Raw genomic sequence first — 14,128 nt, forward strand, 5'->3', positions numbered from 1 at the left:
CTTATTCCGTAAGGAAAAGAAATGAAACATTTAGGGAAGATCATTTATCTTTCTAAAATATATTTTACGAGGAGGGATTATTATGCAATCATTAAACTGGCAAAGAATCATGCAAATCATTGTTGTATTTTTATTTGGCTTCTTTGCAACATTTGTCTTTTTGGGGAATTTGATGGATTTCAATTCCAATTATGAATTTGTTCGTCACGTCCTTTCGATGGACACAACATTTAAGGGAAACGATTTGATGTGGCGCTCGATCGACAATCATACAATCTGGCTTATCGCCTACTGGGGGATTATCGTAGCAGAGGGCATCGTCGCTTTCCTTGGCTGGTTTACGGCAATCAACCTGTTGCGGGCTTACAAGAAACCAGCAGCCGAGTTTAAATCACGCAAGTGGTCTGGCTATCTGATGTTCATCCTCATTTTCCTAATCTGGTATGTGGGCTTCGTCGTGATCGGCTCCGAATGGTTCGCCATGTGGCAATCCGAAGCGTGGAATGGTAAAGAAACCGCGATGGGCATCACGCAAGTCGCACTGGGAATGTTGATCGTATTTATGTTCCCGGAAAAAGATTCCGCCGAATAAAACTTAAAAAGCAGAAACCAAATGGACGTGCCTTTTCAATTGAGCGAGTCCAGCGGTTTCTGCTTTTTTAGGCTTTTTCCGTGAGCAATTTCATTCCAAAAGCTATTAAAATGACGCCTGAAATTTTATTGATTGCTTTTTGCACACGCGGGCTTTCCATAAATCGGCGAATCTTCGCTAAAAATTGAACATAGACGCAGTAAATCACGAGTGTCAAGACAACATAAGTCAATCCAAGTTCCGCAAATGGGAGAAAGCTCGTGTTTCCTTTTGCAATAAATTGTGGCAAGAAAGTTAAAAAGAAAACGGCCACTTTTGGGTTGAATAAGTTCGTAACAAGTCCTTGTTTATAAGCATTTCTCGTCTCGCTCGCTTCACCATTCGCTAACACAAGGCTTTCTTTTGCGAACAAGCTTTTAACGCCTAAATAAATCAAATAAATAGCCCCTATGTATTTAAGTCCATTAAATAAAAAAGCAGATTTGACAATCAAAGCAGACAACCCAACGACCGCAAATATGGTGTGACAAAGGAGCGCTGAAACCGTTCCAAGAACCGTTTGAAAGCCGCTTTTCGCGCCCGAAGCTAAGGTGTTTTTCGTAATGATGACATAATCTGGTCCGGGAACCAAAATGAGCATGGTAACTAAAAATAAAAAACCATAATAATTGATCATTTGCTGCCCCACTTTCTTGGTTAGTGTTTCCATTGTAACATAACGATTTTTCGGATTTAAATGCTTTTTCGCTTTCTTTTCTGAAAATCAAGCGAAGGCATTGACATTATGCCCGGTTACTGGAATAATGAAAGTATTTAAAACTTAAAAAGGAGTGTTTTGCTTTGGCATTTTATTTTAGTGAACCGTCTCGTACGTTTAGTGAATTTTTACTCGTTCCCGGGTATTCCTCTTCCGAATGTATTCCAACAAAGGTGGATCTTAAGACACCAATTGTAAAGTTTAAAAGAGGTGAAGAACCTGAGCTTACGATGAACATCCCGTTAGTTTCTGCGATCATGCAAGCTGTTTCGGGTGATGAGATGGGAATTGCACTTGCTAAAGAAGGCGGCGTTTCGTTTATTTATGGATCACAATCCATTGAAAGCGAAGCAAAAATGGTTGCACGTGTTAAAAATCATAAAGCTGGTTTTGTTGTGAGCGACTCCAATATCCGTCCTGATCAAACACTGCAAGATGTTCTTGACTTGAAAGAAAAGACAGGACACTCCACAATGGCTGTAACAGAAGACGGCAGCCCCAACGGAAAATTGCTCGGCGTTGTAACAAGCCGTGATTATCGCGTAACGCGCATGAGCCCAGACGAATTAGTTCGTGACTTCATGACACCGTTCGAAAAACTAATCACCGCACAAGCAACAACAACGCTAAAAGAAGCCAACAATATCATCTGGGACAACAAACTGAACGCACTCCCACTAGTAGATGAAAAAAATCATTTAGCTTATTTCGTTTTCCGCAAGGACTATGATTCCAATAAAGAAAATCAACTTGAACTGCTCGACAAAAATAAAAGTTACGTTGTTGGTGCAGGAATCAACACACGTGACTATGAGGAACGTGTACACGCACTCGTTGAAGCCGGTGCTGACATTCTTTGTATCGACTCGTCAGAAGGATTCACTGAGTGGCAAAAACGCACGCTTGACTGGATTCGCGGAGAATACGGCGATACTGTCAAAGTGGGTGCAGGAAATGTTGTTGACCGTGACGGATTCCGCTTTCTTGCTGAAGCTGGCGCTGACTTCGTTAAAGTTGGTGTTGGTGGGGGTTCGATTTGTATCACTCGTGAACAAAAAGGAATCGGACGTGGCCAAGCAACGGCTGTCATCGACGTAGCAAAAGCGCGCGATGAGTACTTTGAAGAAACGGGTATCTATATTCCAATTTGTTCAGACGGCGGAATCGTTTATGACTATCATATGACACTTGCGCTTGCAATGGGTGCAGATTTCATCATGCTTGGACGCTATTTCTCGAGATTCGATGAAAGCCCAACAAACAAAGTCAATTTAAACGGGACCTACATGAAAGAATATTGGGGCGAAGGCGCTAACCGTGCACGCAACTGGCAACGTTATGACATGGGTGGCGACAAAAAATTGTCATTTGAAGAAGGCGTTGATTCCTATGTTCCTTATGCAGGTTCGCTAAAAGACAACGTAGCGATCAGCTTGAACAAAGTCCGTTCGACAATGTGTAACTGCGGAGCGCTAACAATTCCCGAATTACAACAAAAAGCTAAAATCACACTCGTTTCCGCTACTTCAATCGTTGAAGGCGGCGCCCACGATGTTGTTGTCAAAGATGCTTCAAATCAAACGATGAATTAAAAGCAAAAGAAGGCGAATCTGTCAATTCGCCTTCTTTTTTATTCTGGTGCATTAGCAAGCGACCAAGTGAGAGTACTTGTGTAGGAACCGATTTTATTTCCTGCTGGAATCGTTAACGAAACCGAGTTAGCTCCGTCGCTCGTTTTAAATTTTCCTTTCCAGCTTCCCATTCCAGCATCTGCTCCAGCCCGTAGTAATGTTTTAGCGGATGTATCACTCACTCCATAAGTTTGAGCAGATGGTGTTGGTGCAGTAGATGTATTGGTTTCATCTACAGCTTCTGGCGTGATTCCGCCAATGCTAAGTGTTGTGCCTGTTAATTGTTTGGTTTCATCTTCGTTGTTGATAAAAGGCGTTGCACTAAGCTTTAAGGTCCATCCTGCCCCACTTCCGCGGTTGTCTGTCACTTGAACAAGTGGATTAGAGTTTAAATCTGGTAAAGTCAATGTAGAACCAGAAATCTCTACCTCTCCAAAAAGAAAATTCGGAACGTAATCGATACTTAACGGACCTTGATTTCCTGTTTCCTTCCCATCTTCTGGAGCCACTGTTTCTTCTGGATCTAGTGGCGTTACTTCCCCAGCTGGGCTGATTAGTTTGACTGTTCCAGAAGTCGTAGCTCCCTCTACATCTTCAGCCAATACTTGAATACCTCCACCTGTTAGAACTACACAACTTGCTAAACTTGCAACCAATAACTCTTTTTTCAATATTTCTCTCTCCTTTTTATTCACTTTAAGGCGCTTCAATCAATTGCCATTCAATGGTCGCTTGATAGGTTTCAGCATGTAGCCAGGGTGCTAGTTCCAAATAAAAACCTGCTTCGCCCTCTTGGTCCACTTCCATCCTTTCCTGCGAATTAGTTTGCGACAAATCTACACCTACTTCATTAATCACATGCTCTTCACCCACTCCATCACGGTAACGAAACACATTGCTTGGTAACTGATAACCTGAAGCACTATGAAATCCAGCTTCCGCTCCATCTTCTGACTGAGTAAGTCTCGCATGAAGCTTAACATTGGACTTTTGAATTCGATTATCTTCAATTTGAATCGGACTAAGTTCTACCTTTACCAACGACTTTTTCTTAGGAAGTACTGTTTCCAAAGTAAAATCTTGTGGAGCCTCATAAAATGAAACTTTGCCATCCACTGCAAAAATAAGCTGAACCTCTTTAGAGGCTAATCCTTCGCTGTCAATCGCGTAAAGCGTCACTGTATGCTCGCCAATCGCGAGTTCGTTTGTGCTTAATTTCCAATTAAAGCTTTGCAACTCACCGGTTGTTAAATTTTCTTGCGTGCCAATTTCAACTGGTGCCGCCCCGTCTAACTGATAAAAAAACTGCACGTGACTGCTGTCTCCATCTCGAAAAGTTACTTGAAAACTCGCATCACCTCCTTTAATAATTGTTTCCGCTTCATTTTCAAGCGCAAACTTTTCAATGGCTGGAACACTACGTTTAGTCATGGTCGCTTGAATCGTAGCACTTTGGCTGACCAAATTTGTCACAGTCACTTTGATTTCATGTTCGCCGTTTGCGAGCTCTCTCACTTGTTCCGCTGAAAGCTCCAAACTCCACTCGCCGCTTCCTGATGTGCTATCTACCTGCTCTTGATGAATCTTCTCTCCGTCCAAGTAATAATCCAAATTCAAGCTTCCTTTATTCGGATCGGTAAAACTTCCCGAGATGCTTTTCCTTTCATCCGTATCCAGCACTTGCCAATTCTGATTTTCAGAAAACCTAATTTGCGGCGCGGCACTTGATTTGGGGTGTAGCGTAAAATTAGGCGAAGAAACAAACGCATTATCACCGTTATACTGAGCTGATAATACAACGGGTTCCGCAGGAGTATCTGCTTTAAAATGACCTTGATAAGAAATAATCATTTTGGAAGGAAAATTCCCTTCAAGTCCAAAAGTCGGTCCATTTGCTGTACCAACAGGAAAATTCAAAATGCCATCCACGAGCGCTGAGTCATCCATCGGGTAACTTTGATTTTGTCCGCCAATCACTGCTGTTACGGTAATACTCCCTGGCTCCAATACAAAATTGGGATCTCCTGTCAAAGCTGCTTTTACACTATTCCAAGTTTGTTTCCCGTTAAGATATTCCACCGAATAATCGAATCGCAAAGTTTCATCCGTATATACATCACCTTCGTCTACAACTGCTTGATCGCGCGTTTCATTATAGACTTCAATCTTTGGATCGACTTCAACCAAATTGGGGACTTCTTGAAAAACGACTTTTTGTGGAGCAGCATAGTTTCCCGTTGCCCCCGTAAAACCCCAGTAAGCTTTCGTATTAGTTGATAACACGCGATTATATAAATCTTCATAAGGAACGTTAACTATAGTCGAGTTATCGATGACATATTGAAATACCTGACTTTCCACATTCCAGTCCACATCCAGTCGAATCCACTTATCATCTGTCAAAAGATAACTAAGCGGATCATGGTGAAGAATGGACCGTTGTGTATTAAACCAAGCCCACCAACTCGTGTATTCAGTCAAATCCCCTGGCCAGGTATAAGCGATATGCTGCCCTTTATTGGTTGTGGGTACATTTTGATCAAACCAGCCATCTGAATCCGTTTGGTTATTATATAAGTCAAATTCGATCGCCAAACTATTCGGTATACCAATAGATGTATCATTACGCTGATCACCCAGATAACCAATAGATAGTGAATTATGCGTAAACCATGTTGGTGAATCCGTTGCCGCTTGAAATACTAGCGCCATACCATCGCCTACATTCGCCACATTTTCACCAAAATAAAGGTACGTAGACAAATGAAAATTTTTCGTAAAGTCGAGTAAATTATTTTCTGTGCTCCAAATTGAGCCAACTGAATTACTAGTGTTCGGCGTAATCGTGACGACGCCATTTTCATCCACCGAAGAAGCAGAACCTTCTTTCACTTCAAAGATGCCATCCATTTTTTTAATATGAGCAGGTGGTTCCGCCGCCGCGTTTACTTTTATCTCAGATGCAGTGATACAGCCAAAGACAAAGCCCACACAAACCAACCATTTAGCTGCTCGATTCATTTTTCCTTCTCCTTTTTATTAAGATAAAAACAACGATGGCAAGAAACAAAAGCACAATGAGACTAATAATCAAGATACTCAGAAAACGATTGCCATTTGTCTTCTTAGCCGTTTGAACTTGCTTAATTTGATCGCTTGAAATCGTAAAATCCTTTTTTAGATGCCAAACTTCATTTTCTCCTTTAATGGTCAGGAAATAGCTGTACTTCCCGCTTGGAAAATCAGCTAGACTCACTTTGTTCATCAATCGATAAACTGAATCTGGCGCCATTGAAAATGTCTGCTTCTTGATTTTTTGTATTTTCTTGCCCGAACGGTTTCGAATCTCTCCTTGTAGCTGATACTTCGAAAGAATCCGCGAAGCTTCATTCGAAAGCCCCGCATGAATCGCTGGCAAGTCATTCCATTTTGTTAATTTGGGCGTTTCCAAAGTGAATTGTTGCTGCTCTTCTTCTCTATCCATCCGTACTTGGCAGCCAATCACATAAGCATATTGATTTTTGATCGAAACGCCTTCTTTTTTAGGTTCCGCTTGCTCGCTTCTCTTCTTTTCATGGATATAAAATCCACCTAGCAAAACGCCTTGAAATGTTTTATCTGGGACTTTTAACACGAATGAAAGAGTTCTCGTTTCATTTGGCCCGAGGGTTACTTGTTCTTCTCCTTCGAGTAGCTCTTCTATTGAATAGGGTAAACTTGCAGCAAGAGGACTTTCTTTGTCTCCACTATAGTCAATATCTCCCCCAGTTCCTGTACGAGCTGTATGTGGTTTAATTTCTAGAGTTAATTCTTCGCTTCTCGCATTATGCACGCGTAGTTGGAGAGTTTGCCGCTCGCCAGGCTTCACTAGAAGATCGAAATAAGTTTTTGTCTGGTCTATTTGGTTACTCGGAATAATTGCTTCCACATAGTAAGCCATTTCAGAAGGTTTATTTTCGGCTAACGATTCCTTGGGATATATAAGGCAAATAGCTACTAAACAAGCGATAATGTAGCATACTTTTTTCATTTAAATCCCCCTTTATCTTAAAAATTATTTTGCATGCGTTATTTAAAAATCTGAAAATTCAGTTGTTATTTTGCTTACTAATAGTATAAATTGGCTAATGCTTTCTCATTAATTTTCCACAAGCTTTTTTCTTGCGTAAGAATTCCTTGTTTTTTTAAATACTGGATACTGCGTGAGGCCATATTTCGTGAACAGCCACTTAATTTTGCAAGAGTGACGATTTTGATCCATCTAGGCAAAATCACTTTTCCATGTGCAATTTGTTTTCCAAACCGTTCTACTAATTCTTGTAAAACAGAAATTACTCGTTCTTCTGTTGAAATGATAATTCGATTTGCTTGCGTATATGACCATTTTTGGGCTTTTTCTAATTCCTGTAAAAAGAAGTTGCTAAGGAGTTGTTTTTGCTCTAAAAATTGCAAGAACTCTTGGGCACAATATTCGCGGAAAATAGTATGTTCCATCGCTTCCAGCAGCATCTTATCTTCTTGCTCTTTTTGCAAGTCAATCGCATGAAGGTAATCATTTGCTTTAAAGCTACGAAGAAAAGTATTTCCACTACACAAAACAAGGGCACCTCGATCAATCAGTAAAATGCGATCTTTCTCAAGAAAAATTCGTTCTCCTGGCTTGATTTGCTTTTTTTGTCCTCTTAATTGTTCACGAATTATATTTTCGATAAAATGGTCTTTTTTTAATATCTGATAGCAATCTAAGTAATCCATAATCACACCCCAATGCTTTTATTAATCATCTTATTGTGGGTTAAGCAGCTGGATAGTATTGTTTTCGTAGAATTTCTTTGCTATATTAAAGTATAATCGTTATCTTTTTTATTGTTGATGCAAAACAAAGTAAAACTTTGTGCATAACCCCAGCTATTTTTGACGATTTTATGACTGTTTTAATATAAAATATTTTACATTTCATATTTTAATGATAGTATGTTTTCTATCTCATCGGAGAACATTGCAACCAATATTTGGCACTTATCATCATTTTTTGAGGTGATTAAATTGAGATTGTTTATTATCGAAGACAACTTTTTACAGAAAGATTATTTAGAAAAGACGCTCGCTAAATTTTTAGAACATCGCCCAATAACGGTTGAAATCGAATCGTTTTTAAATGCAGATGAGTTTCTGAATGCCCATCAAATAGATCGCCTTAAGCGAACAGATGCTTTTTTGCTTGATATTGATTTTAAGACACGAATGAATGGTGTCGATTTAGCGGAAGCAATTCGCAAACAAAATGCGCACTGCTCTATTTATTTCATCACTGGAGATGCGCGGAAAGCGGAAGAAATCATCAATCGCGGTATTCTTCCTGCCGGTTATATTCTGAAAGATCCCGAAAGAATTGAAAATGTTGAAGAACAAGTTATCGAAGTTGCGCAAAAGCTGCTTTCAGAAGCGCAATCGCATTCAAGTGTTTTTGAAATCAAACAAGGGAATCTCTCTCACTTTATTGATATAAACGACATTATTTTGATCGAAAGCATTCCACATCAGCGCGGCTATCTTAGCTTGCATACGCTACGCGAAAACATTATTTTTCGGAATTCTATCAGTAAGGTTGCGCCACAACTAACGGCGCCTTTTATGATGACTAATTTAAAATCATACATTCTGAATCTCAATCATATTCAATCGATTGAAAAAAAGTCGGGTTACGTACTCTTTCGTTCCGGTTATGAGATTGTTGTCAGCAAGCGTATCATCAAAAAAATAACCGATGCTTTTGAGGAATACTATTAAGTTAAAGGAGGAGATTACTTGTTAATTAGCGAAATCAATTACATGTTAAATCTGCTCTTCATTATTTTTCTTCTGAGTTACAAACTTCTTTTAAATAAGCGGCAAACTGCTGTTATGCTCTTATCGATTACAGCTCTTTTTGCTATACTTTATCTTTTTCGCGACTTCTTCTCGATAGGTTTAGGGCTCGCGCTTATTTTTCTACTCGTCTTCACAAATTTCTATTTTTTTACCAAAAAGTGGCTTCTATCTGCGATTTTATTAATTACCGCGTACACGATGAATGGCTTCATTTGGTTTTTAACATTTGATCTTTCACAATTATTTTGGACCGAGCCACCGCTTGTTCTTGCCTTGATCAATTTTCTTTTGACCGTGCTTTTTTCTTTCTTGATTCGCCATCTGCTGAACCGCTTTGATTTTTATGCGATGTTTGACCATCTTGTAAAAAAATATTATCTATTTTCATTTATCCTCATCACGGGCCTTTTCATCGTCAATACAATTCACTTTTTCTATCCGTGGCCGACCACATTTGGCAGTTTTTACAGTTCTCTCATTATTTTTCTTTACTCAACGAACAGCATCATTTTTACAGCTTTTTTTATCCGCAGCGAATTAAGTCAGGAACAACTAAACCATTTGGCTAGCCAAGCTGATTATTACCATATACAAGCTGAAAATTTACATGATTTCAAGCACGATTATCATAATATTTTGCTCTCTCTCGCTATTCACATTAAGAAACAAGAAAATGATGATGCGCTCGATTTGATTAAACAACAAACGCGTTACTTCAATGATAATATTTTCCATCAAAATGAAATGGCATTATTGAAGCTTGGTGTTCCTCCCGTTCAGGGGTTATTGAAACTTTACACGGAAAAGCTGGACCAATATAAAATTCCGTATGCGCTAGTCGTCCCGGATACGATTAATTATGTTGGCATTGATTTGATTGACTTCATTCGTAGTTTTACGATTTTACTGGATAACGCCTTTGAAGCTTCTTTGAACGCATCAGAACCGTTCATTCAAATAAAGCTCACGCATTCGGATGGGCATTTGGCTGTTGCTGTCGAAAATCAGATTGATCCTGCTGTCGCGATTGATACGGATAGGATTACGAAGAAAAGTTTTACGACAAAGGCCGGTCATAAAGGACGTGGTCTTGGGATTTTATTCAAAATCATGGATCGCTATGACAATGCGGAAGCTGGGATTCAAGTGGACAAGTCTAAATTCACGGCCAGTTTTCACATTCATTCGCTGTAGGCTTTCCCCGAGTTTCTTGACAGTATATTAAAAAAATTCACAGTCTCTTTACTCTTTATTAATTGTTATCGGCTGCTCTCTTTGCTAAAATGTAGCTGTTAAGCGTTTACAAAAAAGGGATAAAAGGAGAGTATGCTTGTGAAAAACTGGAAGAAAAGAATGGCACATTTATTACTCGCAACAAGTTTGGTTTTGGGGATTTCTTTACCGTTTAATGGAAACAAAGTGGCGGCAGTTGAACCGCTTGTTCCTGTTCAATTTTTAGGGATTAATGATTTTCACGGGGCGCTCGACACGGCTTCTAAAGATGCGGCCGGAAATGCGATTGGCGGCGCGGATTATCTTTCTGCTAATTTGGATCTTGCGGCAGCGGACTTTTTGACGCAAAATCCGAGTGCCACGGCAGACAACTCGATTCGTGTGCAAGCGGGTGACATGGTTGGGGCAAGTCCAGCTGTTTCGGGGCTGCTTCAAGATGAGCCGACGATGAAAGCACTCGATACGATGCAGTTCAAGGTGGGGACACTCGGAAATCATGAATTTGATGAAGGGCTTCCTGAGTATAAGCGGATCTTGGATGGGGTTTCAACGGATAAGTTTGGACCGATCGTCGAAAGTTATCCTCGTGTGAAAAGCGATATGGAAATTGTCGCGGCGAATGTGGTCGATAAAGGGACAACCAATGTAGCGGAGGGCTTTAAGCCTTATACGATTCAAACGGTTGGCGGGGAAAAGGTTGGTTTTATTGGGATCGTGACAACGGAGATTCCTAATTTGGTGCTCGCTAATCATATCAAGGATTATGATTTTCTTGATGAAGCGGAAACGGTTGCGAAGTATGCGAAAATACTGCGCGATCAAGGGGTGAACGCGATTGTTGTTCTGTCGCATGTTCCCGCGCTTTCTGATGGGAATCCGAACACGGGCACTGGGAAAGATGTGAACGGCGAGGCAGCTAATATGATAATGAAAGTCAATCAGCTCGATCCGGAAAACTCGGTCGATCTTGTTCTTGCGGGACATAACCACCAATACACGAACGGGGTTGTTGGAACGACGCGGATTGTGCAAAGTTATAACAACGGCAAGGCTTTTTCAAATGTTACAGGGGAAATTGATCCAGCAACGGGCGATTTTGTGAAAACACCGGATGCGAAAATTACATATAATTCGCGTTCTGTCACACCGGATGGCGCCATCACAGCAATTACGAAAGATGCGGCCGACCGGATTGCGGATACGATCAATGAACCGATCGGAAAAACGGATAATGGAACGATCACACGAGAAACTAACCAAAGTGGTGCAGCGATTGATGCAAAAGAATCTGCGCTTGGCAATTTGATTACGGATGCGCAGCTGGAAATGGCTGAAAAAGCGGGTGTAAAAGCGGATTTTGCGATGACCAATAATGGCGGTATCCGCGCAGATCTTGTGACGGATGCGAATAATCAAATCACTTGGGGCGCGGCTCAAGCGGTACAGCCTTTTGGGAATATTTTGCAGGTGGTCGAACTGGATGGGGCCACTATTCTTGAAGCGCTGAATCAGCAGTACTTAAGTGATGAGCGCTATTTCTTGCAGATTTCGGGATTGAAATATACGTTTACGGATACGGATGATCTCGAGCATGCTTACAAAGTGGCAAATGTTACGACACAAAATGGCGAGCCGCTTGACTTAAACAAATCTTATAAAGTAGTGATCAATGATTTCCTTTATGGTGGCGGGGATGGGTTCTCGGCGTTCACCAAGGGGAAACTTGTATCTGCCATTGATCCGGATACGGAAACATTTATTCAATATATCAAGGATCAAACTGCACAAGGGAAGCTAATTACGGCGAAAGAGGAAGGTCGAAAAACGTATAAATCAGCGGATCAGCTCGCTCAGGAAGCGGTAAAAGCGATTCGGGATGCGACTCATTTTGACAAGCTGACAGATCAGGATGAATTTTTGACTGGGAGCACGCTTGGCGGGGCAACGCTCACTGTTCAAAAAGCGGGTCAAGCGTTAGCAGAACGAAGTGTCCAAGCTGCACCTGCTGTTTCTAGCACAGCTGACTCATCAGGCGCGTTCAAATTAGCAATTTCCTCGCTCAAGCTTGCGGCGGGCGATGAACTCACGGTGCACGTGACGGACAAAGCTGGAAATAGCGCGGCATTCACGGTTCAGGTCGAGACGGCCGAGACCGAGGTACAGCCAGAAGAGCCGGAAGCCTCAGAATCTGACGGTGAACTTGTCACGAGCACGGAAGCGAAGCCTCAAGAAAAACCTTCTTCAACTACTCCTGCAGGAAACAAAGGAAACAAAGGCGTGCTCCCTGCGACAGGCGACTCGGCGGGACTTGCTTCGCTTGCAGGAATCTTCCTTACGAGCCTAGCGATTTACCGGCTTAGAAAATCATAAATTGTTTGGCACAACTCGCTTCTTCGAAAAGAAGTGAGTTGTGTTTTTTATAAAAACTCATTTCCTCGCACATTTTTTGATTTTCGAGATTTCCATTGACAAGTAAATTTATTCTATGCTAAACTCTCGGTAATCAACACTCCATCATTTAAAAAGGGCTTTATTTTAGCGTCTCAATCCTTTTTGTTACTTTTTTCACAAATATACTCTCCACTTGATTTTCTAGTCATTTTTAACTGCGTTCCCTAAATTCTGAATAGTAAATATTTTACAAAATTATTTTTGGGTTTATAGGTGTAATCCCACGACAAAAACCTAAAATTTACTGCGAGGAGGCCACATCTTATGAAAATCACTTCACATGTAGTAAATGGCTATGGTTCATCTCAAAACGACAATGATGCGATGAATTATGCAGCCGGTTGCTGCTGTTGCTGTTGTTCTTGTTCATGCTGCTGTTCTTGTGCTTCCACTATTAAATAGCGCTAAAAACAAAGCACTAATGCAGTCATTAGCTGGCTGCATTAATGCTGCACAAAAGGAGATTAGCTATGAATGATATGACCATTCAAGATTTACAAGTATCCATAAGAAACAAGAACATCATAAATTTCAACAATCATTTTATCGCCATTGAAAAAGGTGATAAAGTGGCGATACTTGGAGCGAACGGCGCTGGAAAAACAACACTTATTAAATGCATACTAAATTTAATTTCTTTCAAAGGAAGGATTAATCTCGATATCCCCTCTTCTCATATAGGGGTTGTTTTTCAGCAAAATAATTATAGTGATTTATTAAAGGTATATGAAATATTTCAAATGGTGTTCGGATTCAATAATGATAAAAATATCCATTCTATAATCAAGCAATATAACTTAGAACATCTCAAAAAACTTTTTATTAAAGATCTTTCTGGTGGTGAAAAGCAACGGTTAACATTGGCACTTACACTTGGACAAAATTATCCCTTTTATATTTTTGACGAACTGACGTCAGGCTTAGATTTTGAAAAACGAAAAAGCCTGATGGATTCCATAAAGAAAAACACACGTGAGTCAACTGTACTTACAATTTCTCATTATTTCAACGAGCTCACTGATTGGATTAACAAAATTTTAGTAATGAGTGAAGGAGAAATAGTTTTTTGGGGAGAGTTAACTCAATTCAACACTTTATTTGATCATCATGGTATTTTTCGTGTTGAACAAGCTTTACCAGAAACACCAAATATAAAAACTACTTGCTTTAAATCTTCTGATTCAATTCAATACTTCGTTTTTTCTGATCAAGAGTTCGAATCCTTCAAAACGGTATTAAAGCGCTTCGAAATTAATTATACATTTGAACTTGCTACATTAGAAACACGCTACTTATTAGCATTAAAAAATCATGCTGAGAAAGGATTGATTTAGTTTGCTTTGGTTAAGTTTAAAAACTCAATTCCGAGTACCCATATCGATATTCTTTTCTCTAGCTTTTCCAATTTTAATGCTTGTACTAATATGTATCTCATATAAAAATTTCCCTCTCGGAAATGGCTACCACTTCGTTGATAAATACTTTTTAATTAGTATTGGTATTGGTTTAATACCTTAGCCATAATTAGCATGCCTATGTGGATTGGAGAATCTTTAGAAAAAGAAGTCTACTTGCGTTTAAAATTTCTAGGAG

General features: G+C 40.1%; 12 protein-coding genes. 7 read left to right on the forward strand and 5 right to left on the reverse strand.

All coding sequences use genetic code 11. From position 1 onward, the window contains the following. Positions 1–82: 82 nt before the first annotated feature. A complete protein-coding gene (locus tag HCK02_RS11310; protein WP_246215588.1) occupies positions 83–592 on the forward strand; it encodes a DUF2165 family protein in 510 nt (169 codons plus the stop codon). 67 nt (positions 593–659) lie between these two features. Here HCK02_RS11310 and HCK02_RS11315 read toward each other — a convergent pair whose 3' ends face one another. Continuing rightward, on the reverse strand, positions 660–1,268 hold the full coding sequence (locus HCK02_RS11315) for a LysE family translocator (protein WP_167630218.1): 609 nt from the start codon (positions 1,266–1,268) through the stop codon (positions 660–662). A gap of 164 nt (positions 1,269–1,432) precedes the next feature. Between HCK02_RS11315 and HCK02_RS11320 the strand changes: the two genes are divergently transcribed. Beyond that, positions 1,433–2,941, forward strand: coding sequence for an IMP dehydrogenase (locus tag HCK02_RS11320; RefSeq protein ID WP_167630219.1), 1,509 nt, complete (start codon positions 1,433–1,435; stop codon positions 2,939–2,941). 38 nt (positions 2,942–2,979) lie between these two features. Here the strand turns inward: HCK02_RS11320 and HCK02_RS11325 are convergent, their stop codons facing one another. The 4 genes from HCK02_RS11325 to HCK02_RS11340 all read right to left on the reverse strand — a co-directional run bounded on the left by HCK02_RS11325 (position 2,980) and on the right by HCK02_RS11340 (position 7,735). Beyond that, the gene (locus HCK02_RS11325; RefSeq protein WP_246215589.1) at positions 2,980–3,651 is read right to left on the reverse strand and encodes a WxL domain-containing protein; all 672 of its coding nucleotides are present in this window, start codon (positions 3,649–3,651) and stop codon (positions 2,980–2,982) included. Positions 3,652–3,676: 25 nt separating this feature from the next. Next, complete coding sequence (locus HCK02_RS11330; RefSeq protein WP_167630220.1) at positions 3,677–6,001, reverse strand: L-type lectin-domain containing protein; 2,325 nt, start codon at positions 5,999–6,001, stop codon at positions 3,677–3,679. Further along, positions 5,985–7,010, reverse strand: a complete 1,026-nt coding sequence (locus HCK02_RS11335) for a DUF916 domain-containing protein (protein ID WP_167630221.1) — start codon at positions 7,008–7,010, stop codon at positions 5,985–5,987. The genes HCK02_RS11330 and HCK02_RS11335 overlap by 17 nt, the downstream gene beginning before the upstream one ends. A gap of 77 nt (positions 7,011–7,087) precedes the next feature. Continuing rightward, on the reverse strand, positions 7,088–7,735 hold the full coding sequence (locus HCK02_RS11340) for a cyclic nucleotide-binding domain-containing protein (protein WP_167630222.1): 648 nt from the start codon (positions 7,733–7,735) through the stop codon (positions 7,088–7,090). Between the two features lie 291 nt (positions 7,736–8,026). Here HCK02_RS11340 and HCK02_RS11345 point away from each other — a divergent pair, with 291 nt between their 5' ends. The 5 genes from HCK02_RS11345 (at position 8,027) to HCK02_RS11365 (ending at position 13,869) form a co-directional block, all read left to right on the forward strand. Continuing rightward, the gene (locus HCK02_RS11345; protein ID WP_167630223.1) at positions 8,027–8,770 is read left to right on the forward strand and encodes a LytR/AlgR family response regulator transcription factor; all 744 of its coding nucleotides are present in this window, start codon (positions 8,027–8,029) and stop codon (positions 8,768–8,770) included. A gap of 18 nt (positions 8,771–8,788) precedes the next feature. Further along, the gene (locus tag HCK02_RS11350; RefSeq protein ID WP_167630224.1) at positions 8,789–10,045 is read left to right on the forward strand and encodes a GHKL domain-containing protein; all 1,257 of its coding nucleotides are present in this window, start codon (positions 8,789–8,791) and stop codon (positions 10,043–10,045) included. Positions 10,046–10,177: 132 nt separating this feature from the next. After that, positions 10,178–12,454, forward strand: a complete 2,277-nt coding sequence (locus HCK02_RS11355) for a bifunctional metallophosphatase/5'-nucleotidase (protein ID WP_167630225.1) — start codon at positions 10,178–10,180, stop codon at positions 12,452–12,454. A gap of 405 nt (positions 12,455–12,859) precedes the next feature. Beyond that, positions 12,860–12,937, forward strand: a complete 78-nt coding sequence (locus HCK02_RS14340; protein ID WP_484496935.1) for a hypothetical protein — start codon at positions 12,860–12,862, stop codon at positions 12,935–12,937. A 68-nt stretch (positions 12,938–13,005) separates the two neighbouring features. Beyond that, a complete protein-coding gene (locus HCK02_RS11365; RefSeq protein ID WP_167630227.1) occupies positions 13,006–13,869 on the forward strand; it encodes an ATP-binding cassette domain-containing protein in 864 nt (287 codons plus the stop codon). Positions 13,870–14,128 lie beyond the last annotated feature (259 nt).

This window comes from Listeria valentina (genome assembly GCF_011800755.1).
GTDB lineage: Bacteria > Bacillota > Bacilli > Lactobacillales > Listeriaceae > Listeria > Listeria valentina.

Bases quoted from the DNA above. Each gene is read 5' to 3' on its own strand.
- HCK02_RS11315 (WP_167630218.1), bottom strand. From the start codon at position 1,268: ATGATCAATTATTATGGTTTTTTATTTTTAGTTACCATGCTCATTTTG.
- HCK02_RS11355 (WP_167630225.1), top strand. From the start codon at position 10,178: ATGCTTGTGAAAAACTGGAAGAAAAGAATGGCACATTTATTACTCGCA.
- HCK02_RS14340 (WP_484496935.1), top strand. From the start codon at position 12,860: ATGAATTATGCAGCCGGTTGCTGCTGTTGCTGTTGTTCTTGTTCATGC.
- HCK02_RS11330 (WP_167630220.1), bottom strand. From the start codon at position 6,001: ATGAATCGAGCAGCTAAATGGTTGGTTTGTGTGGGCTTTGTCTTTGGC.
- HCK02_RS11335 (WP_167630221.1), bottom strand. From the start codon at position 7,010: ATGAAAAAAGTATGCTACATTATCGCTTGTTTAGTAGCTATTTGCCTT.
- HCK02_RS11340 (WP_167630222.1), bottom strand. From the start codon at position 7,735: ATGGATTACTTAGATTGCTATCAGATATTAAAAAAAGACCATTTTATC.
- HCK02_RS11310 (WP_246215588.1), top strand. From the start codon at position 83: ATGCAATCATTAAACTGGCAAAGAATCATGCAAATCATTGTTGTATTT.
- HCK02_RS11365 (WP_167630227.1), top strand. From the start codon at position 13,006: ATGAATGATATGACCATTCAAGATTTACAAGTATCCATAAGAAACAAG.